Here is a 17,648-nt window from a genome sequence, read left to right on the forward strand (position 1 = left end):
GGCGAGGTCACGCAGTCACGCGAGGCTGGAAGGAGATGCCCGCCGGGTCTTTCCGGTCCGCCGGAGACTTTCCCATTCGCACGCCGCGCGTGGCGCGGGGGTCGCTTCCCACAGCCGGCGCGTCTAGGCCGGCCGGCGCGTGAGGGCGACCGCCACCGCGGCGACGAGCAGGATCGTGCCAAGCACCGCGAAGGTGTCGGAATAGCCCATGATCAGGGCCTGCTGCGCCACCAGCTTGCCGAGCAGGATCTCCGCCTGATGGTGGGCGCCCGCGGGGTCGGTCATGCCATGCTGCATGAAATAGTGCTGCATCGTGTCGAGAAAGCCGCGCACGCTCTCGCCATAGGGCGTCACCGACTGGCCGATGATGTTGGAGTGGAACTGCTCGCGCTTGCTGATGAAGGTCGCGAGCGCCGCCGTGCCGATGGCGCCGCCGAGGCTGCGCATCATGTTGAACAGCCCGGAAGCTTGGCCGGAATATTCCGGCGGCATGCCGAGCATGGTGATGCTGGCGAGCGGGGAGAGGACGATGGCCTGCCCGAGGGCGCGCACGATGTTGGTCATCATGAGCTGGTCGCCGCCGTCGTCGAAGCTCAGATGGGTGTTCATGAAGCAGCTCAGCGCGAAGATCGCAAGGCCGGCGATGACCATGAGGCGCGCGTCGATGCGCTTCATCAGCATCGGCACGAACGGGATGATGACGAGCTGCGGCAGGCCGACCCAGGCCAGCACCGCGCCGATCTGCTGCGCATTGTAGCCCTGCACTTCGTCGAGATAGGTCGGCAGCACATAGACCGAGCCGAACAGCGCGAAGCCGACAATGGTGTTGGCGAGGATGCCGAGGGCGAAATTGCGCCGCGCCAGCAGCCGGAACTGGATGGTCGGCTTCGCCGTCCTGAACTGTATGACGATGAAGATGGCGAGGCAGACCGCCGCCAGCAGGCTGAGACGGACGATGAAGGGCGAGCCGAACCAGTCGTCCTTGTTGCCCTCGTCGAGCACCGTCTGCAGGCTGGCGAGGCCGACCGCCATGAAGCCGATCCCCCACCAGTCGCCCTCGCGCAGCAGCTTCAGCTGCATCGGGCTGCGCTCCAGCGTGGGATACAGCAGGCCCAGCATGACCGCGCCGGGGATCAGGTTGATGAAGAAGATGGTGGGCCAGCCATATTGCTCGGTGAGGTAGCCGCCTATGGTCGGCCCGATCGCCGGACCGAAGGTCGCGGTGAGCGCGAAGGCGGCGAGGCCGATCGGGCGCTGGTGGAGCGGCAGCCGCGTCAGCACGGCGGTGAAGGCGAGCGGGATCAGGCATCCGCCGAAGAAGCCCTGCAGGCCGCGCGAGAGGATCATCTGGTTGAGGCTGGTCGCGAAGGCGCAGGCGATCGAGAAGACGAGGAACAGCGAGGTCGCGCCGAGGATGAAGCGCCGGAACCCGAACACACGGGTGAGATAGTCGGTGAGCGGGATCATGACGATCTCGCCGATCAGATAGGACGTCGAAATCCAGGTGCCGTTGTCGATTCCCGTGCCGATGCCGCCCTCGATCTGCGGCAGCGAGGAATTGGTGATCTGGATGTCCAGCACCGCGATCAGCGCGCCGAGCAGACAGCCGCTCACGCCGACCCAGGTGGTGACGCTGGCGCCTTCCGGCCGGGCGGGGGCGGCAGGGGCGCCGGCGACGGTCGCTGCAATGGCCATCTCCGCCTCCTACTTCGCCTTGGCGGCGGCGTCGCCATCGACGCGGATCGTCGTCGTCACCGACATGCCGGGGCGCAGCCGGCCGGCGAGCGGATCGGTCGGGTCGAGGTCGACGCGCACCGGGATGCGCTGGACGATCTTGGTGAAGTTGCCGGTCGCGTTGTCCGGCGGCAGCAGGGCGAATTCCTGCCCGCTCGCCGGCGCGAGGCTGCGCACGAAGCCGCGCACGCTGACACCGGGAAAGGTGTCGACGGCGATCGACACGGGCTGGCCCGGCTGAACGTCGGTGAGCTGCGTCTCCTTGTAGTTGGCGATGACGTAGGTCGCCTGCAGCGGCACCACGGCGAGGAGTTGGTTGCCGGGCTCGACGAACTGGCCGACGCGCAGGGTGCGCGCGCCGACGACGCCGTCGACCGGGGCACGCAGCACGGTGTAGCCGAGATTGAGCGTCGCGGTCCGCAGCGTCGCCTCGTTGTGCGCGAGCGTGGCCCGCGCCTCGGCGAGCTGCGCGGTGAGGGTGGCGATCTGCTTCTGTGCGGCGTCGAGCGCGGCGGTATCGCGGGCGAGCGTCGCCTGCGCCTGGCCAATCTGGGCGGTGGCCTGCTGGGCGGTCTCGACCGAGCCGTAGCCGTCCTTGGCCAGTGTGCCGAAGCGCTCGTTGTTTTGCTTGGCGAAGACGAACTGCGCCTGATCGGCGTCGATCTGAGCCTTGGCCTCGGCGATCAGCGCCTGCTGCTCGTCGATCTGGGCGGCGTGGTCGTCGACCGCGGCCCTGGCCTCGGCGACGTCGGCCTGCGCCTGGGCGACCGCGGCGCGATAGTCGCGCTGGTCGATGACGGCGAGAGTGTCGCCCTTGCGCACCGGCTGGTTGTCGGTGACGTTGACGGTGGTGAGATAGCCGGAGACCTCCGGCGCAATGGTGACGATGTCCGCCTGGACATAGGCGTCATCGGTCGATTCCTCGAAGCGCCAGACGGTCCAGTATTCATAGCCGGCGAAGAAGCTGCCGGCGAGGAGCGCGAGAACCAGGGCGGTTCCGATCAGGCGCCGCCGAAGCTTCGACGGGCCGCGCGTGGCGGCGGCCGTGACGGAGGGGGTGGCGGGCGGGATGGCAGGGGTACTGCCACTGCCCGGCAGGAGGGCCGTGAGCAGGTGGGCGTCGAGCTTGGCGGGATCCGTGGCGACGTTCATCATGGCGCTCCGCGCGGCAGGGTTGTTCGATGCCCGAACCATGCCGCCGATCGGTCGGCGCGTATTCCCTGGTGCCACGCGGCTTTCGCAATCGCACCGTTGCCCTTGGGTCAGGCGACGCCGGTGGCGGGTTTGTGTCCTTCGTCCTTTTCGTCTGTCTGCCGGCGGCGGCCGAACCGGTCGAGCGTGAGATAGATCACCGGCGTGGTGTAGAGCGTGAGCAGCTGGCTGACCACGAGGCCGCCGACGATGGCGTAGCCGAGCGGCTGGCGCAGTTCCGAGCCGGTGCCGTGGCCGAGCATCAGCGGCACGCCGGCGAGCAGCGCGGCGAAGGTGGTCATCAGGATCGGCCGGAACCGCAGCAGGCAGGCCTCGCGGATCGCGTCATGCGGCGACAGGCCCTCGACGCGCTCCCGCTCTATGGCGAAGTCGACGATCATGATGCCGTTCTTCTTCACGATGCCGATGAGCAGGATCACGCCGATCAGCGCGATGATCGAGAAGTCGAAGCCGAACATCCACAGCATGATCAGCGCGCCGAGCCCGGCGGAGGGCAGGGTCGAGAGGATGGTGATGGGGTGGATGTAGCTCTCATAGAGCACGCCGAGGATCACATAGATGACGAGCAGCGCCGCGGCGACCAGCCAGGGCTCGCTGGCGAGCGAATCCTGGAACGCCTGCGCGTTGCCCTGGAAGGTGCCCATCAGCGTCGCCGGCTTGCCGATCTCCACCTCCGCCCGGTGGATCGCCGCCACCGCGTCGCCGAGCGCGACGCCGGGGGCGAGGTTGAAGGAGAGTGTCACCGCCGGGAACTGCGACTGGTGGTTGATCGACAGGAAGCTGGTCGGCTCCGAGGTCCATTTCGCCAGCACGCCGAGCGGCACCTGCTGGCCGGTCAGCGGCGATTTCACGTAGAGCTGGTCGAGCGCATGCGGCGAACTCTGCAGCTCCGGCAGGATTTCCAGGATGACGTGGTAGGAATTGAGCTGGGTGAAGTACTGCGTCACCTGCCGCTGGCCGAACGCGTCATAGAGCGTGTTGTCGATGTCGGCTGGGCTGATGCCGAGCCTCTGCGCCTGGTCGCGGTCGATGCTCAGCGTCAGTGTGGCGCCGCCGGTCTGCTGGTCCGAGGCGAGGCTGGTCAGCTCGGGCAGCGTCTTCAGCTTCGCCAGCATCTTCGGCGCCCATTCGTTCAACTCGCCGATGTCGCCGTCCTGCAGCGTGTACTGGAACTGCGTGCGCGCGATGCGCCCGCCGACATTGAGATCCTGCGCGGCCTGCAGGAACACGGCGGCGCCCTCGACCCCGGCAAGCTTCCGGTTGAGCCGGTCGATGACCTGGAACACCGAGGCGCGGCGCTCCTCGCGCGGCTTCAGCGTAATGAACATCCGGCCATTGTTCACTGTCTGGCCGGCGCCGGCGCCGGCGGCCATGCCGATGGTGGCGACGTCCGGGTCGGCGGCGATGATGCGGCCGAGGTCGAGCTGGTGCCGGACCATGTCGGGGAAGGACACGTCCTGCGCCGCTTCCGACACGCCGATGATGAGGCCGGTGTCCTGCAGCGGGAAGAAGCCCTTCGGTATCTCGTAGAACATCACGCCGGTGGCGCCCACCGCCGCGAAGAAGATGCCGAGCGTCACGCGGCGGTGGTCGAGCGCCAGGTCGAGCGTGTGCCGGTAGCCGGTGAGCAGGGCGTCGAAGCCGCGCTCCGACCAGAGATAGAGCCGGCCGTGGCGGGTCTCGCCCTTCGGCTTCAGGAACAGCGCGGCCATTGTGGGCGTCAGCGTCAGCGAGACGAAGGCCGACACCGCGATGGTGATGGTGACGGTGACGGCGAACTCGCGGAACAGCCGGCCGACCAGCCCGCCCATCAGCAGCAGCGGAATGAACACCGCGATGAGCGACAGGCTGATCGACAGGATGGTGAAGCCGATCTCGGCCGAGCCGTCGAGCGCCGCCTGCAGCGGCGTCTTGCCCATCTCCAGATGCCGCTCGATGTTCTCCAGCATCACGATGGCATCGTCGACCACGAAGCCGACGGCGATGGAGAGCGCCATCAGCGAGAGATTGTCGAGGCTGTAGCCGAGCGCGTACATGGCGCCGAAGGTTCCGATCACCGCCAGCGGTACCGCTATGCCGGGGATCAGCGTCGCCCACAGGCTGCGCAGGAAGACGAAAATCACCGCCACCACCAGCACCACGGTGATGATCAGCGTCGTCTCGACATCGGCGATCGAGGCGCGGATGGTCGTGGTGCGGTCGCTGAGCACCTTCAGGTCGATTCCCGCCGGCGCGGTGGCCAGCAGCCGCGGGAGCTGCGCCTTGATCTGGTCGACCGTGTCGATGACATTGGCGCCCGGCAGCTTGAAGACGCCGAGGATGATCGCCTGCTGGCCATTCGCCCAGGCCGCGAGCTGGTCGTTCTCCGGCGCGTCGACCGCCCGACCGATGTCGCGCACCCGCACCGGCGCGCCGTTGCGGAAGGCCAGGATCGCGTCGCGCCACGGGCCGGCGGTGGTGAGTTGGTCGTTGTCGTAGAGCGTGAAGGTGCGGTGCGTGCCGTTCACGATGCCCTTGGGGGCGTTCACCGTGGTCGAGATGATGGCCTGGCGCAGATCCTCCAGCGACAGGCCGAGATTGGCCACCTTGGCCGGATCGACCTGAATGCGCACCGAGGGCTTCTGCTGGCCGAACACCAGCACCTGGCCGACGCCTTCGACCTGGCTGATGTTCTGCTCCAGCACGTTCTCGGCATAGTCGTCGACCTTGGTGATCGGCAGCGAATGCGAGGTCAGCGCCAGTACGAGGATCGGCGGATCGGCCGGATTCACCTTGCGATAGGTCGGCGGGGAGGGAAGGTCGGTCGGCAGCTGGCCGCCGGCGGCGTTGATCGCGGTCTGCACGTCCTGCGCGGCGGCGTTGATGTCGACGTCGAGATTGAACTGCAGCGTGATCGCCGAATTGCCGAGCGTCGAGACCGAGGTCATCTGCGCCAGGCCGGGGATCTCGGCGAACTGGCGTTCCAATGGCTGGGTGACGGAGGAGGCGATGATCTCCGGGCTGGCGCCGGGAAGCTGGGTCGCCACCTGCAGGGTCGGGAAGTCGACTTCCGGCAGCGGGGCCACCGGCAGGCGCGGGAAACACACCGCGCCGAGCACCAGCAGGCCGGCCATCAGCAGCGAGGTGCCGATGGGATGGTGGATGAACCAGGACGAGAGCGAGGCTCGCGTCGTCGTCGGGGCAGTGGTTCCGGTCGTCATCGGCGTGCCGGACATCTCAGCTTCCCGCGACGTGCGATCGGACGACGACGCGCGTGCCCGGCGCGAGGCGGTACTGGCCGCGCGTCACGACGCGCGCGCCGGGGGTGACGCCGCTGTCGACCACCGCGACGTCGTCGGCGACCTGCCCGACCTTCACCGGTTCGGTCGCCACCGTCGCGTCGGGCCGGACGACGAAGACATAATCGCCGTCGGGGCCGCGCTGGATGGCGTCGGAGGGCACCGTCACCACGCCGGAAAGGGTGGCGACGCGCACTTCGACATCGACGAACTGGCCCGGCCAGAGCCGGTCGCCATGGTTGGAGAACACCGATTTCAGCCGCAGCGTGCCGCTTTGCGGGTCGATCTGGTTGTCGATCAGCTCCACCGTGCCGGTGTCGAGCACCGAGCCGTCGTCGCGCGAGAGTGCCTGTGCCTCGACCTTGCCGGTCTCGAGCGCGGTGCGGATGGCCGTCACGTCGCGCTGCGGCAGGGTCGATATCACGCTGATCGGATGGATCTGGTTGATGACCACGAGTCCGTTCGGGTCGCTGGCGTGGACGATGTTGCCCTGGTCGACGAGGCGCAGCCCGGCCCGGCCGTCTATGGGCGCGGCGATTCGGGTATAGGAGAGCTGCGTCGCCGCCTCGTCGATCATCGCTCTGTCCTGGGCGATCTGGGCATTGAGCTGATCGACCGCGCTGCTCTCATTGTCGATCACCTGCTGGCTGGCGAAGGCATCCTTGCCGAGCGTGGCGTCGCGGTGGAAGTTGAGCTTGGCGTTGGCGAGGGACGCCTCGTCCTGCGCCAGCTTGGCCTTGGCCTGGTCGAGCGCCGCCTGGAACACGCGCGGGTCGATCACGGCGAGCAGCGCGCCCTTGCGGATGTCCTGCCCTTCCTGAAACAGCACCTGCTGCAGTTCGCCGTCGACGCGCGAGCGCACGGTGACGGTGTTGTAGGGCTCCACCGTGCCGATGCCGGTCAGATAGACGGGAACATCCGTGCGGGCCGCCTCGGCGATCTCGACCGGTACGGCCGGGGGAATCGCGGCGAGCGGCGCGGGCGCGTGGTCGTGCCGCCAGACCTGATAGCCGGCGCCGCCGAGCGTGGCGACGAGGATCGTCAGTGCAGCGATGCGGAGCGCCGTCGTCTTGTTCGGCATGGGCGTGCCCTCGGGCGAAACGGCCGCCGGCGGCATATCCACGGGCGGCGGGTGGGTCTCAGCAGTCCCGCCTTTCCGTCCCGGGGTCTTTCGCATTCGCCCCGACCTTGCCGATGCGCCCCGTAATGGCGCGGCGAGTGCGTCGCGGGCGTGCGTTCATACCAAGGTATGGGTCGTGCAAACTCATCATATAGAAGGCGAAACCCACGTAGAATGGTGCGAAATCGACCGGTCTCTACTCTGGACACATCGCCAGCCGATGTCTGGATAGACCGAACGACAGGTGTAATCGACGCAATATTTGATCCGGTAAACGAAGACCCACCGAGTCAAATATTGAGCCGGCCATCACGATCGGAACGTCCAGCGGCTTCCTCTCTTTCCGAGGACCATGGAGTCCAGGCCATGTCGATCCACGTTTCGCCGCTCGTCAGCAGCTTCCGGTCGCGCCTCGCCGATACCCCGGTTTCCTATTCCACCGCCGCTTCCCTCCCGGTGCCCGTGCGTCCGTCCCGTGCGGCGGATCCGTCGGATGCGGGTTTCTCGGTCCGGCTCGGCCATATGGGCGTGGTGATCGACATTGCCGCTGCGGCGCGCGGCCTTCCCGCCGCGACGATGCGCGAGACTCCCGCCCTTTCCGACAGTGCCGACACCATCCGCCTCGAGGTCACGCCGGAAGGTATGCGCCGCTGCGCCGGCGTGCTTGCCGGGCCCGCTTCGAGCGAGGGCATGGGTGCCAATGATCCGGTCGTCCGCCGCCTCTCGCAGGCTCTTGAACGGGCCGAGCATGAGGGGCGCGAATTCGGCGGGCTCTATGCCGACGCGCTGCGGCTCGCCATCGTCACCCGCCTGCTGAGCGTTCCCGATCGCACGGACGGCCCGGCCGGCTGCACGACGGAAGGCGCGTCGGTCGGCGATCTGGAGGGACGGGCGCCGGTGGCGCCGCAGCCCCGCGAAGAGCCGGCCACCGCGCCGCGCCGCCTGAAGTCGGGTCTGCCGAAATGGCGCTTCAAGCGCGTCGCTTCCTATGTCGAGGAGAATCTCGGCGAGCCCATCACCCTGGCCGACATGGCGAACGCCGCCGGCCTGAGCCGCATGCACTTCGCCGCCCAGTTCCGCATCGCCACCGGCATGCGCCCGCATGAGTACCTTCTGCGCCAGCGCATCGAAAAGGCCCAGCAGATGCTGCTGGAGACCCGCGACCCGCTGGTGGAGATCGCCCTCTGCGTGGGCTTCCAGACGCAGGCCCACTTCACCACCGTCTTCCGCCGCTTCGTCGGCGACACCCCCTATCAGTGGCGCTGTGCCAACCGCGCCCGCAACTGACCGCCGGTCCCGCTCTTCTCCTCTCGCTTCCCCCAAGGCTCCTCCCCGGAAGCCTCCCTTGACCCCGGCTCTCGCGAGCCGGGGTTTTTTTTGGCGCTGCGGTACCGCCTAGGGCGCCTCAGGCGGCCCGGCCACGACCGCGCCGCAGTGAGGCCATGCTGGCGAACACGCCGTCGCGAAACACCAGCGCATGGGTGAGGGCGGCGGCGAGATGGAGAAGGACGACCGCGAACAGCGCCAGCGCCAGCACCGTGTGGGTGCTTCGCAGCCACGCATAGAGCATGTCGTTCTGCGGCAGGATCGGCGGCAGTTGCAGCGTGCCGTAGAGCACGACCGGGTAGCGCGCCGCCGACAGCATCGCCCAGCCGACCAGCGGCACCGCGAACATCAGCGCATAGAGCAGGAGATGCGAGGCCTGCGCGGCAAGGCGCAGGAGGCCGGGCATGTCGTCGGGCAGGGCCGGGGGCGGGTTGATCTGCCGGTTGACGAGCCGCAGCGCCGCCAGCGCCAATATGGCGATGCCGAGCGGGCGGTGGATCGACAGAAGCCAGTGATAGTCGGCTAACGAACTGACCATGCCGATGCCGATGAACAGCATGGCCAGGATCATCAGGGCCATCAGCCAGTGCAGCAGGCGGGAGAATGCGGGGAAGCGCGGCGTGGTCATGATCAGCTTCCTTTCCGTGTGTCGGGCGTGCCGTTGGCGGGATCGCGCGCCGCGGGAACCGGGCTGTCGGGAACCTGCACCTGGCTCGGCGTCTTGGCCTCGCCGGCGCGCCGGGTGAACGAGACCGAATAGGCGGCCGAGCGCGCGCTCAGCAGCGGATCGTCCGAGGCGGCGATGCCGTCCGGCAGCACCAGCGGATCGTAATTGATGTCGCGGCAATTGCCGGGAGCCTCGGCCTCGATGTGGTCGAGGCTCAGCGTGCCGACCTCGATCCCCTCGCGCCCCGCCGGCCAGGGCAGCGTCGCGTCGTCTGTGGGATCGCCGGGCTGCCCGACCGTGACGACGAGGCGGTACCGCAGCGGCCCCTCGCCCATGCGGGCGATGAGTGCGTCGAAGAGATAGTTCGGATCGCGGTCCGCGTCGGTCGCCGGGGTCTCTGCGACATAGGGATCGAGCGCGACCATCGACCAGCGCACCGGCAAGGATTGGCCGGCGGCGTTGATGAGCCGGAAGGTGTCGAGGCTGTTGTAGCTGGCATTGGCGAAGCCGGTGGAAAAGGGTTGCGCGTGAATGAGCTGGAGCGCCCGCGCGGTCTCCGGATGGGCGTCGAGGAAATCCTTCATGCGGGCCGGATCCGGCTTGCCCGTCGCCGGGTCGGCGGCCGAGGCGCGCAGGAGTTCATAGAAGCCCTCCGGCGTGCGGACGGGGAAGACCGGAATGGCGTTCATGCCGGTGCGCCATTCCTCACCGCCTTCGGGACGGAAGCTCAGCGCCAGGCTGCGCACCTCGGCCCCGTTGTCCGGCAGGAACGGCTTGCCGATGCCGACGGCGAAGCGGCCGACCACCGGCACGCTGCCGGGCGTGAACACCGCGGCGCGCGACATCCGGACGCCGGCGCCGTTGCTTTCGAAGGTGCCGGCGACGCACACGCCCTTGGCATGGTTGCGCCGGAAGCCCGGATGCACGCCGTTGAGCGCCTGGAAGCGGTCGATGAGGCGGGTCTGGGTGAGCGTCTCTGGCGAGAGAAGCCCGCCTGTATAGGCGAAGGCGGCGGCGACGCCGGCGAGTACGAGGCCCGTGGCGCCGAGGCCGGCCAGAGCGCGCGGCCGGATCGGCCAGAGCCGATAGCGCTCGCCTGGAGGTTGCTGGGGGATCATCCAGTCGAACTCCTGATGTGAGAGTGACGGTAGCCCGGGTGTCGGGCCGGGCGTGGTGGCAGCCGTCTCGGGTCGTGCATGACGGGACGGCGGCACGTCAGCAGACCGGCGATGCCGCAGGCGGGTCTACCGGGAACGAACGGGGTCGCGAGGCGTCGCTGCGAGTTGGCAGGATTGTCGTCGCCGATCGCGCGAATATTACGCAAGGCACAGTGGTTTTGCCGACAAAACGACATCATTCCGGCGATCGCGCGGAGCGAATAGTTCCTGATGCTTTACCCTGCGTCGCAAACCAAAGTGTTCATAAACTAAACGACAATAGGACGGCGGAAAAGACAGCAAGTAGCTACCTTCCCAAGGGACGGACGGAAGCGTCCGCCACGCTGAATGCGGGAGATCGCCACGATCACGCGGGCCAGCGCGCAGCGGCACAGGGCAATGGGGGCCAGTCGTCGCGTGCGGTCTTCCGACCAACCCTCCGGGCCGTCCGCCCGTCGCCTGCGCGCGACGCCGGGCGGCGACCGCGATCCGAGTGACCCCCATGCTGAACACCACCGATACGATCTCCGCCTTCCCGTCTCCCGCGACCCTTTCGCCGCACGCGCGCCCCGCCGACCGGCCGGCGCCGGCGGGCCTGCTCTCGCTCGCCACCGCGCTGCCCCCGCACCGCATTGACCAGAACGATGCGGCGCTGGCGATGCACCATGTCTTCGCCGACATCTTCGCCCGTTCCGCCACCCTGTCCGGGGTGTTCGCCTCGACCGGCATCCGCCAGCGTTTCGCGGCGCGTCCGCTCGACTGGTATCTCGCTCCGCGCGGCTGGCCCGAGCGCACCGAGGTCTATGTCGAGGAGGGCACGCGCCTCTTCATCGAGGTGGCTGAGAAGGCGCTGGCTGGCGCCCATGTGCGGCCCGAACAGGTCGACGCGGTGGTGTTCGTCTCCTCCAGCGGCATCGCCACGCCGAGCCTCGACGCCGTGGTGCACAAGCGGATGGGCTTCCGCCCCGATATCGAGCGCGTGCCGGTGTTCGGCCTCGGCTGCGCCGGCGGCGTGACCGGTCTCGCGGTCGCCGCGCGCATCGCCGAGGCGCAGCCGGGCGCCACGGTGCTCATGGTGACGGTGGAGCTTTCCAGCCTCTCCTTCCGGCTGGACCGGCCGGACAAGGCGAGCCTCATCTCCGCCGCCCTGTTCGGCGACGGCGCGGCGGCCTGCGTGCTGCGCAGCGGCGATACCGGGCTGGCGGTGATCGAAGGGGCGGGCGAGCATCTGTGGCCGGACACGCTCGGCATCATGGGCTGGAGCATCGACCCGGTCGGCTTCGGCGTCATCCTCGTGCCGGACGTGCCGAGCTTCGCGGCGACCCATCTGCGCCCGGCGGTCGAGGGCATTCTCGGCCGGATCGGCCTTTCCGTCGCGGATGTCGGCCGCTTCGTCTGCCATCCCGGCGGCACCAAGGTGGTGGCGGCGATCGAGCGGTCCTTCGGCCTCGACCAGGGCTCGCTCGACCATGAGCGCGGCGTACTGGCCGACCATGGCAATATGTCCGCCCCGACCGTGCTGTTCATCCTCGAACGGGTGATCGGTCAGGGGCTGCCGGAGCGCGCGACGCTGGTCTCGATGGGGCCCGGCTTCACCGCCTCCTGCGTGTCGCTGGCGGCGGCGTGAGGCGGCGATGTCGACCATGATACCGACAACACCGTCCATCGCGGCGTTGCTGCTGCTCGGCTTCGTCACGCTGCAACGGCTGGCCGAGCTGGTGGTGGCACGGCGCAACACCGCCCGGCTGAGGGCCGCGGGCGCCCGCGAGACCGGGGCCGGGCATTACCCGGTCATGGTCGCGCTGCACGCCGCCTGGCTCGCCGGCCTGTGGCTGCTCGCGCCCGGCCGCCTGGTCGCGTGGGGCTTCCTCGCCGCCTATGTGCTGGTGCAGCCGCTCCGGCTCTGGATACTGGCGAGCCTCGGTCCACGCTGGACGACGCGGATTCTCGTGCTTCCCGGCGCGCCGCTGGTGCGCGCCGGTCCCTACCGTTTCCTCTCGCACCCCAACTACGCGGTGGTGGTGGCGGAGATCGCGCTGCTGCCGCTGGTCTTCGGCCTCATCTGGTACGCGCTGGCCTTCTCGCTCGCCAATGCGGCGCTGCTCGGCGTGCGCATCCGGGCGGAGAACGCGGCGCTGGCCGGGGCGGCCGGCACGCGCGCGCTCAGCTACGGGGCAGGTACAGGCGGGCGATGACGAGCGCGAACAGCGTCGTTGCCACGCAGGCGAGTGCCGCATGGTCGAGTGCGCTGGCGAAGGAGGCGTGGGCGGCCTCCAGCAGCGGCGTGGCCTCCGCCTCCGGCAGCTTCCGGGCGAGGATCACGGCGGCGTCGAGCGTGCGCCGCGCCGGGTCCAGCAGGTCGGGCGCGATGCCGGCCGGCGCGACATTCTCCATCGCCAGCCGGTAGCTCGCCGCCACGAGGCTGCCCAGCGAGGCGATGCCGAGCGCGCCGCCGAATTCGAAGCTGGTCTCGGAAATGCCGGAGGCGGCACCGGCCCGTTCCGGTGGCGCCATCCGCATCACCAGATCCGTGGTGATGGTGCCGACCGGCGATAGGCCGAGGCACATCAGCAGGATCGCGCCCATCAGCACCGGCAGCGGGGCGCCGGTGTCGAGCCGGGTGAGCACCAGGAAGCCGGAGGCGGCCAGCACGAGACCGACGGAGAGCACGTCCACCGCCCGCCAGCGGCGCACCAACTGCGGCGTCGCCATGGAGCCGATGGCGAAGCACACGCCCGACGGCGCGGTCCACAGCCCGGCCTCCATCGGGCTCATGCCGAGCACGAGCTGGAGATATTGCGAGATGAAGACGAAGATCCCCATCGCGCCGAGCATGGCCGACACGTTGATCGCCAGCGCCGCCCCGATGCCGGGATGGCGGAACAGGGCGAGATCGATCATCGGGTCGGCGAGGCGCTTCTGCCGCGCGACGAAGAAGGCGCCCACGGCGAGGCCGAGCGCGATCGCCGCTCCCGCCTCCCATCCGAAGCCGTGCTCGGCGATGTGCTTCATGCCGTAGATCAGCGCCAGCGCGGCGATGATCGACTGGAGCGCGCTGGCCACGTCGAGCCGGCCGGCGGTCTCGTCGCGGAACTCCGGCAGCAGCAGCGGGCCGGCGATGAGCAGGCCGATCATCACCGGCACGGCGGCGAGAAACACCGCGCCCCACCAGAAATAGGTGAGGATGACGCCGCCGATGAGCGGGCCGAGCGCCGCGCCGGAGGAGAAGCAGGCGATCCACACACCGATGGCGAAGGTGCGCTGGCGGTCGTCGAGGAAGATGTTGCGGATCAGCGAGAGCGTGGAGGGTGCCAGCGTCGCCCCGGCGATGCCGAGCACGGCGCGGGCAAGGATGAGCTGGTCGGCGCTGCGCGCCATTGCCGCCAGGATGGAGGCGCAGGCGAAGGCCGCCGCGCCGATGAGCAGCAGCTTGCGTCGGCCGATGCGGTCGCCGAGCGTGCCCATCAGCATCAACGTGCCGGCGACCATGAAGCCGTAGATGTCGATGATCCAGAGCAGCTGCGAGGCTGAGGGCGCGAGGTCGAGCGCGAGGTGCGGCACGGCGAGGTTCAGCACCGTGAGGTCCATCGCGTAGACGAGGCAGGGCAACGCGATGACCGCCAGCGCCAGCCAGTCGCGGGGGGTGGCCTTCGGAGCGGCCAGCGGAGGCGGTGCCATCTTCATGTTTCGCTTTTCTCCACCACGCCGCGCGCCTAGCATCGCCCCGTTGGAACGCGGGCGAGCTGGATAGCCCATTGCAGGGCGCCATGGCCAGAGTGGGCGGGAGTATCCCGGCGATGTCCGTCTCGCTGGGTGGAGAGGACGCGGATGGCAATTCCGGTTTTGCGTGGCGCAGTCCTGGGTCCGTGTCTTCCGCACGCGGGGAATCGATGAAGGTCGCGGTTCTGGCGTCCTACAATCCCAATCTCTTCCCCAACCTGCACTATCTGGCGGCGGCTCTGGCGCGCGAGGGAGCCGAGATGTTTTTCGCCTCCCGAGCCTCGCCGCAGGTGCGCGAGATGGAGCTTGAGACGATCTCCTACGCCACCATTCCCGACATCGGCCGCTGGGGCGTGCGCGTCTCAAATGTCGAGCGGCATTACCGCGTCTGGCAGATGCTGGCCGACTTCCGGCCCGACTGGGTGATCGGCGAGCACGAGCTGGCGGTGTCTGCGCTGGCCTACAAGCTGTCGCGGCCGCGGCGGCGGGTGAAATATGCGGCCTATTTCTGCGACTATTATCAAAGCCGTCACATGACCCTCATCGGTCGGATGGCCGGCCAAATGGACGTCTATATCGATATCTGCGATCTGCGATCTGCGGTACGCGTGGCGTCGGCGCGATTGGCCGCGCCTTGCCGCGCCGGCCTTTATCCAGCGGCAGGCGCCGCGGCTGCAGCCGGAGGCGCCGTTCGTGCCGCATGAGGGGGCTCCCCGGGTTGTCTATACCGGCTCGCGCAACGTCTTATGCTGGATGGACCGTGCGCGACTGTCCCGTTTCATCACCCGGCTCAGCGGACGCGGTGTCGCGGTCGACTGGTACCTGCCGGGCACGCCGGAGGAGAGGGAGATGGCGCGCGCGCTTGCCGCACATCCGCTCTACCGCGTGCTCGAGCCGCTCGGCAAGGATGCGTTGCTCGCACGGCTGCCGGACTATGATGTCGGACTGTTCTGGGCACCGCTCGCCGAGCGCCTCACCTCGCCGCCGCTCGGCGATTCCTATTTTCTCTCCTCCTCTTCCAACAAGATCGGCGAATACATCGCGGCCGGACTGGTGATCGCGCATTCGGGCAATCCGGGGCTCGCCTATCTGCCGGAGGAGGTCTGCGCGGTCTTCGATCCGACCGATCCGGAGGAGGGGGCCGACAGGCTCGCCGACGCCCTCTCCGATCGGGAGGCGCTGGAGCGCAAGCGCGCGGCGGCGCTGGAATATCATTGCGGGGAGATGAACTTCGAGACGCAGCTCGCGCCGCTGATCCACCATATCATGAGCGGGAGCGGCCCGGCCTGAGCGGCCGGACGGGGACGATCGCCGGCTTTCGAGGCAAGCCGCCACGCCGGGCGGCCAAGGGGCTCAGAGCTGGCGGGACAGCCAGTTCATCACGCCGTCGCGGGAGCGGAAATCCTCGAAGGGCCGGGTCGGAACATCGGGAATGATGTCGGCGGCCAGCCGCGTGAGGCTGTGGCCGGGACCGATCTCGATGGCGCAGCGTGCGCCGCGCTCCCCGGCGAGTTCCAGGCAGGCCCGGAAGTCGAGTGGCTTCCAGAGCTGATCGGACAGCGCGGTGACGGCGTCCTCATGGCTGCGGATGGTCCGCCCGTCGAGGCCGGACAGCACCGGCAGCCGGGCCGGCCGGAACGGCGCCCGCCGCAGCACCTCCCGGAACGCCGGTCCCGCCGACGCGATGAAGCGCGTGTGCGAGGCGACCCGCACCGGCAGCCGCTTCACGTTGCGCGCACCGCGTGCCGCCAGCTCCGGCTCGATCCGGTCGAGCACGGCCGCCGGTCCGCCCAGCACGACATGGTCGGCGCCGTTGATGATGGCGACGGCAAGGCCGGCTGCCTGCGCGAACGCGGTGATCGCCGGCAGCGCGATGCCGATCACCGCCATCATGCCCTGCGGCGTGCCGGCGGCCTGGCAGGCCTCGTCCATGCAGCGCACCCGTTCCTCGATGAGATCGAGGGCGGCAACCGGATCGAGGCAGCCGGCACAGGCCACGGCGGCGATCTCGCCGACGCTGTAGCCGACGCAGAGGTCGCCGACCTCCTCGCCGAGCACCGCGCGGACCGCAAGGCAATGGGCGGTAAGGAGAATCTGCGCCACCCGGTTGTCGGCATAGTCCAGCCCGTCGACGGCGCCGCCGAGACGGCGCAGGTCGACCCCGAGCCGTGCGCCGGCGAGATCGAGGATCGGCCGCGCCGCCGGTTCGTCCACGAGCCGCGCGAACATCGCCGGGTGCTGGTTGCCCTGTCCCGGGCACAGCAGCATCACGCCCATGACGGCTCATCCTGTCGCACCATGCCGGTCGCGGCGGCGAGGAACAGCGCGGCGGCGATGAGGTCGGCGGCGCCGCCGGGGCTTAGGCGACGAACGACAAAAGAGCGGTGAAGGACACCCGCGCGCTCGAACCCGTCGGGTGCGAGCATGCCGCCAGCCGCCAGGAACTCCCGCGCGGAGTGCTGCGCGTGGGCGAGCCCGTCGGGGCCGGCGCGGTAGAGCAGGTTGTTGTCGTCGAGCGTGGCGACCGTCGCGTAGAAGCCCTGCAGCCCGGCGCGCTCGATGCAGCCGGTCGCGCGATAGGTCGTCTCGAAGGCCGGCAGGGTGTGGCGGCACAGCGCCGGATAGCCGGCCGCGGCCTGGTCGCGGGCGCCGGGTGCGCCGTAGCGGGTGCGCACTGCAGCGCCGTGGCTGGAATCGACCGGCGGACGCCCGGCGAGGATGGCCGGTCCCCAGAGCCCGACGTGGGCGCAGATCCTGCGCGCCCGCACCGCCGGGGGCCCGGCGCCGTGCGAAAGTCGCTCATGGCCGGCGGCGGCGGCGAGCAGGCCGAGGGTGAACACCGCGCCGCGATGGGTGTTGATGCCGCCGGTGGCGGCGAACATCCGCGCCTCTGCCGCCATGCCCAGCGTTTTCAACTCGTTAAAGCCGGCGCCGCGCGCGCCGGCCGCCGCCATGCGGCCGAAATAGCCGGTCAGCGCGGCGGCGCTGCGCAGGAAGGTGCCGGCATCCATGTCGTCATGGCTGCCGGTGTCGACGAAGCTCACCAGCCCCGCCTTGGGATAGAGCCGCAATTCGCTTTCCAGCGCCCAGATCGCGCAGCGGTCGATCTCGGCGCAGGCCTGTTGCGTCAGGTCCGGACGCGGTTCGGAGCGGGCGGGACGGCTGCAATTCATGCTGCAACCTCGTGCTGCAGCATCGGGCACGCTGCCGAAGCGCGGCGGGGCGCGCCGGCGGCCACGGCGTGCCGGCCGAGCGCACGCTCGGGACCGCGGCCGGGGCCGGGCTCGATCAGCGGATCGATGTCGGAATCGGGGTGCAGATGGTTCTCTCCCGTCGGGTGCCGCCAGCCGAGAGAACCGTAGACGCGCGCGCCCCGCAAGCCTCCAGGCGATCACTAAGCCGGTTGATCGCCGCGCGCCAGCCCGGCCGCGCCG

General features: G+C 69.3%; 15 protein-coding genes. 5 read left to right on the forward strand and 10 right to left on the reverse strand.

Annotated features, from left to right (window positions below):
- Positions 1-123: 123 nt before the first annotated feature.
- The 4 genes from AC1PZ7_RS03370 to AC1PZ7_RS03385 form a co-directional block, all read right to left on the reverse strand.
- Entirely contained in the window at positions 124-1,695 is a 1,572-nt protein-coding gene (locus AC1PZ7_RS03370) for a DHA2 family efflux MFS transporter permease subunit (RefSeq protein ID WP_482358109.1), read from the reverse strand.
- A 9-nt stretch (positions 1,696-1,704) separates the two neighbouring features.
- Positions 1,705-2,886 carry an HlyD family secretion protein gene (locus AC1PZ7_RS03375; RefSeq protein WP_482358110.1) on the reverse strand — a complete coding sequence of 394 codons (1,182 nt, stop codon included), beginning with the start codon at positions 2,884-2,886 and terminating at the stop codon, positions 1,705-1,707.
- Between the two features lie 110 nt (positions 2,887-2,996).
- Entirely contained in the window at positions 2,997-6,161 is a 3,165-nt protein-coding gene (locus AC1PZ7_RS03380; protein WP_482358111.1) for an efflux RND transporter permease subunit, read from the reverse strand.
- A gap of 1 nt (position 6,162) precedes the next feature.
- Positions 6,163-7,305 (reverse strand): efflux RND transporter periplasmic adaptor subunit, encoded by a 1,143-nt coding sequence (locus AC1PZ7_RS03385; protein ID WP_482358112.1) that lies wholly within the window; start codon positions 7,303-7,305, stop codon positions 6,163-6,165.
- A 405-nt stretch (positions 7,306-7,710) separates the two neighbouring features.
- Here AC1PZ7_RS03385 and AC1PZ7_RS03390 point away from each other — a divergent pair, with 405 nt between their 5' ends.
- Positions 7,711-8,631: a helix-turn-helix domain-containing protein gene (locus AC1PZ7_RS03390; protein WP_482358113.1), complete on the forward strand. Its 921-nt coding sequence runs from the start codon at positions 7,711-7,713 to the stop codon at positions 8,629-8,631.
- A 118-nt stretch (positions 8,632-8,749) separates the two neighbouring features.
- On the opposite strand, the gene AC1PZ7_RS03395 is transcribed toward AC1PZ7_RS03390, so the two are convergent.
- Both AC1PZ7_RS03395 and AC1PZ7_RS03400 read right to left on the reverse strand, forming a co-directional pair.
- The gene (locus AC1PZ7_RS03395; protein WP_482358114.1) at positions 8,750-9,298 is read right to left on the reverse strand and encodes a cytochrome b; all 549 of its coding nucleotides are present in this window, start codon (positions 9,296-9,298) and stop codon (positions 8,750-8,752) included.
- 2 nt (positions 9,299-9,300) lie between these two features.
- Positions 9,301-10,455 (reverse strand): catalase family peroxidase, encoded by a 1,155-nt coding sequence (locus AC1PZ7_RS03400; RefSeq protein ID WP_482358115.1) that lies wholly within the window; start codon positions 10,453-10,455, stop codon positions 9,301-9,303.
- Positions 10,456-10,996: 541 nt separating this feature from the next.
- On the opposite strand from AC1PZ7_RS03400, the gene AC1PZ7_RS03405 reads away from it, so the two are divergent.
- Positions 10,997-12,121: a type III polyketide synthase gene (locus tag AC1PZ7_RS03405; protein ID WP_482358116.1), complete on the forward strand. Its 1,125-nt coding sequence runs from the start codon at positions 10,997-10,999 to the stop codon at positions 12,119-12,121.
- 16 nt (positions 12,122-12,137) lie between these two features.
- Positions 12,138-12,689, forward strand: a complete 552-nt coding sequence (locus AC1PZ7_RS03410; protein ID WP_482359554.1) for an isoprenylcysteine carboxyl methyltransferase family protein — start codon at positions 12,138-12,140, stop codon at positions 12,687-12,689.
- Here the strand turns inward: AC1PZ7_RS03410 and AC1PZ7_RS03415 are convergent.
- Complete coding sequence (locus AC1PZ7_RS03415) at positions 12,658-14,178, reverse strand: MFS transporter (protein WP_482358117.1); 1,521 nt, start codon at positions 14,176-14,178, stop codon at positions 12,658-12,660. The genes AC1PZ7_RS03410 and AC1PZ7_RS03415 overlap by 32 nt on opposite strands.
- Before the next feature lie 113 nt (positions 14,179-14,291).
- On the opposite strand from AC1PZ7_RS03415, the gene AC1PZ7_RS03420 reads away from it, so the two are divergent.
- Both AC1PZ7_RS03420 and AC1PZ7_RS03425 read left to right on the forward strand, forming a co-directional pair.
- Positions 14,292-14,918, forward strand: a complete 627-nt coding sequence (locus AC1PZ7_RS03420; RefSeq protein ID WP_482358118.1) for a hypothetical protein — start codon at positions 14,292-14,294, stop codon at positions 14,916-14,918.
- Between the two features lie 49 nt (positions 14,919-14,967).
- Positions 14,968-15,504 carry a hypothetical protein gene (locus tag AC1PZ7_RS03425; RefSeq protein WP_482358119.1) on the forward strand — a complete coding sequence of 179 codons (537 nt, stop codon included), beginning with the start codon at positions 14,968-14,970 and terminating at the stop codon, positions 15,502-15,504.
- Positions 15,505-15,567: 63 nt separating this feature from the next.
- On the opposite strand, the gene AC1PZ7_RS03430 is transcribed toward AC1PZ7_RS03425, so the two are convergent.
- The 3 genes from AC1PZ7_RS03430 to AC1PZ7_RS03440 are packed head-to-tail and all read right to left on the reverse strand — an operon-like array spanning position 15,568 to position 17,593.
- The gene (locus AC1PZ7_RS03430) at positions 15,568-16,491 is read right to left on the reverse strand and encodes an ACP S-malonyltransferase (protein WP_482358120.1); all 924 of its coding nucleotides are present in this window, start codon (positions 16,489-16,491) and stop codon (positions 15,568-15,570) included.
- Complete coding sequence (locus AC1PZ7_RS03435) at positions 16,482-17,387, reverse strand: triphosphoribosyl-dephospho-CoA synthase (RefSeq protein ID WP_482358121.1); 906 nt, start codon at positions 17,385-17,387, stop codon at positions 16,482-16,484. Before AC1PZ7_RS03435 ends, AC1PZ7_RS03430 begins: the two co-directional genes overlap by 10 nt.
- Positions 17,384-17,593 carry a phosphoribosyl-dephospho-CoA transferase MdcG domain-containing protein gene (locus AC1PZ7_RS03440; protein WP_482358122.1) on the reverse strand — a complete coding sequence of 70 codons (210 nt, stop codon included), beginning with the start codon at positions 17,591-17,593 and terminating at the stop codon, positions 17,384-17,386. The genes AC1PZ7_RS03435 and AC1PZ7_RS03440 overlap by 4 nt, the downstream gene beginning before the upstream one ends.
- Positions 17,594-17,648: the final 55 nt, after the last annotated feature.

It is taken from the genome of Ancylobacter sp. TW_SC_1 (genome assembly GCF_056836805.1).

Excerpts from the sequence above, each read along its gene's own strand:
- AC1PZ7_RS03370 (WP_482358109.1), bottom strand. The coding sequence starts at position 1,695 with ATGGCCATTGCAGCGACCGTCGCCGGCGCCCCTGCCGCCCCCGCCCGG.
- AC1PZ7_RS03375 (WP_482358110.1), bottom strand. The coding sequence starts at position 2,886 with ATGAACGTCGCCACGGATCCCGCCAAGCTCGACGCCCACCTGCTCACG.
- AC1PZ7_RS03380 (WP_482358111.1), bottom strand. The coding sequence starts at position 6,161 with ATGTCCGGCACGCCGATGACGACCGGAACCACTGCCCCGACGACGACG.
- AC1PZ7_RS03385 (WP_482358112.1), bottom strand. The coding sequence starts at position 7,305 with ATGCCGAACAAGACGACGGCGCTCCGCATCGCTGCACTGACGATCCTC.
- AC1PZ7_RS03390 (WP_482358113.1), top strand. The coding sequence starts at position 7,711 with ATGTCGATCCACGTTTCGCCGCTCGTCAGCAGCTTCCGGTCGCGCCTC.
- AC1PZ7_RS03395 (WP_482358114.1), bottom strand. The coding sequence starts at position 9,298 with ATGACCACGCCGCGCTTCCCCGCATTCTCCCGCCTGCTGCACTGGCTG.
- AC1PZ7_RS03400 (WP_482358115.1), bottom strand. The coding sequence starts at position 10,455 with ATGATCCCCCAGCAACCTCCAGGCGAGCGCTATCGGCTCTGGCCGATC.
- AC1PZ7_RS03405 (WP_482358116.1), top strand. The coding sequence starts at position 10,997 with ATGCTGAACACCACCGATACGATCTCCGCCTTCCCGTCTCCCGCGACC.
- AC1PZ7_RS03410 (WP_482359554.1), top strand. The coding sequence starts at position 12,138 with ATGATACCGACAACACCGTCCATCGCGGCGTTGCTGCTGCTCGGCTTC.
- AC1PZ7_RS03415 (WP_482358117.1), bottom strand. The coding sequence starts at position 14,178 with ATGAAGATGGCACCGCCTCCGCTGGCCGCTCCGAAGGCCACCCCCCGC.
- AC1PZ7_RS03420 (WP_482358118.1), top strand. The coding sequence starts at position 14,292 with ATGTCCGTCTCGCTGGGTGGAGAGGACGCGGATGGCAATTCCGGTTTT.
- AC1PZ7_RS03425 (WP_482358119.1), top strand. The coding sequence starts at position 14,968 with ATGGACCGTGCGCGACTGTCCCGTTTCATCACCCGGCTCAGCGGACGC.
- AC1PZ7_RS03430 (WP_482358120.1), bottom strand. The coding sequence starts at position 16,491 with ATGGGCGTGATGCTGCTGTGCCCGGGACAGGGCAACCAGCACCCGGCG.
- AC1PZ7_RS03435 (WP_482358121.1), bottom strand. The coding sequence starts at position 17,387 with ATGAATTGCAGCCGTCCCGCCCGCTCCGAACCGCGTCCGGACCTGACG.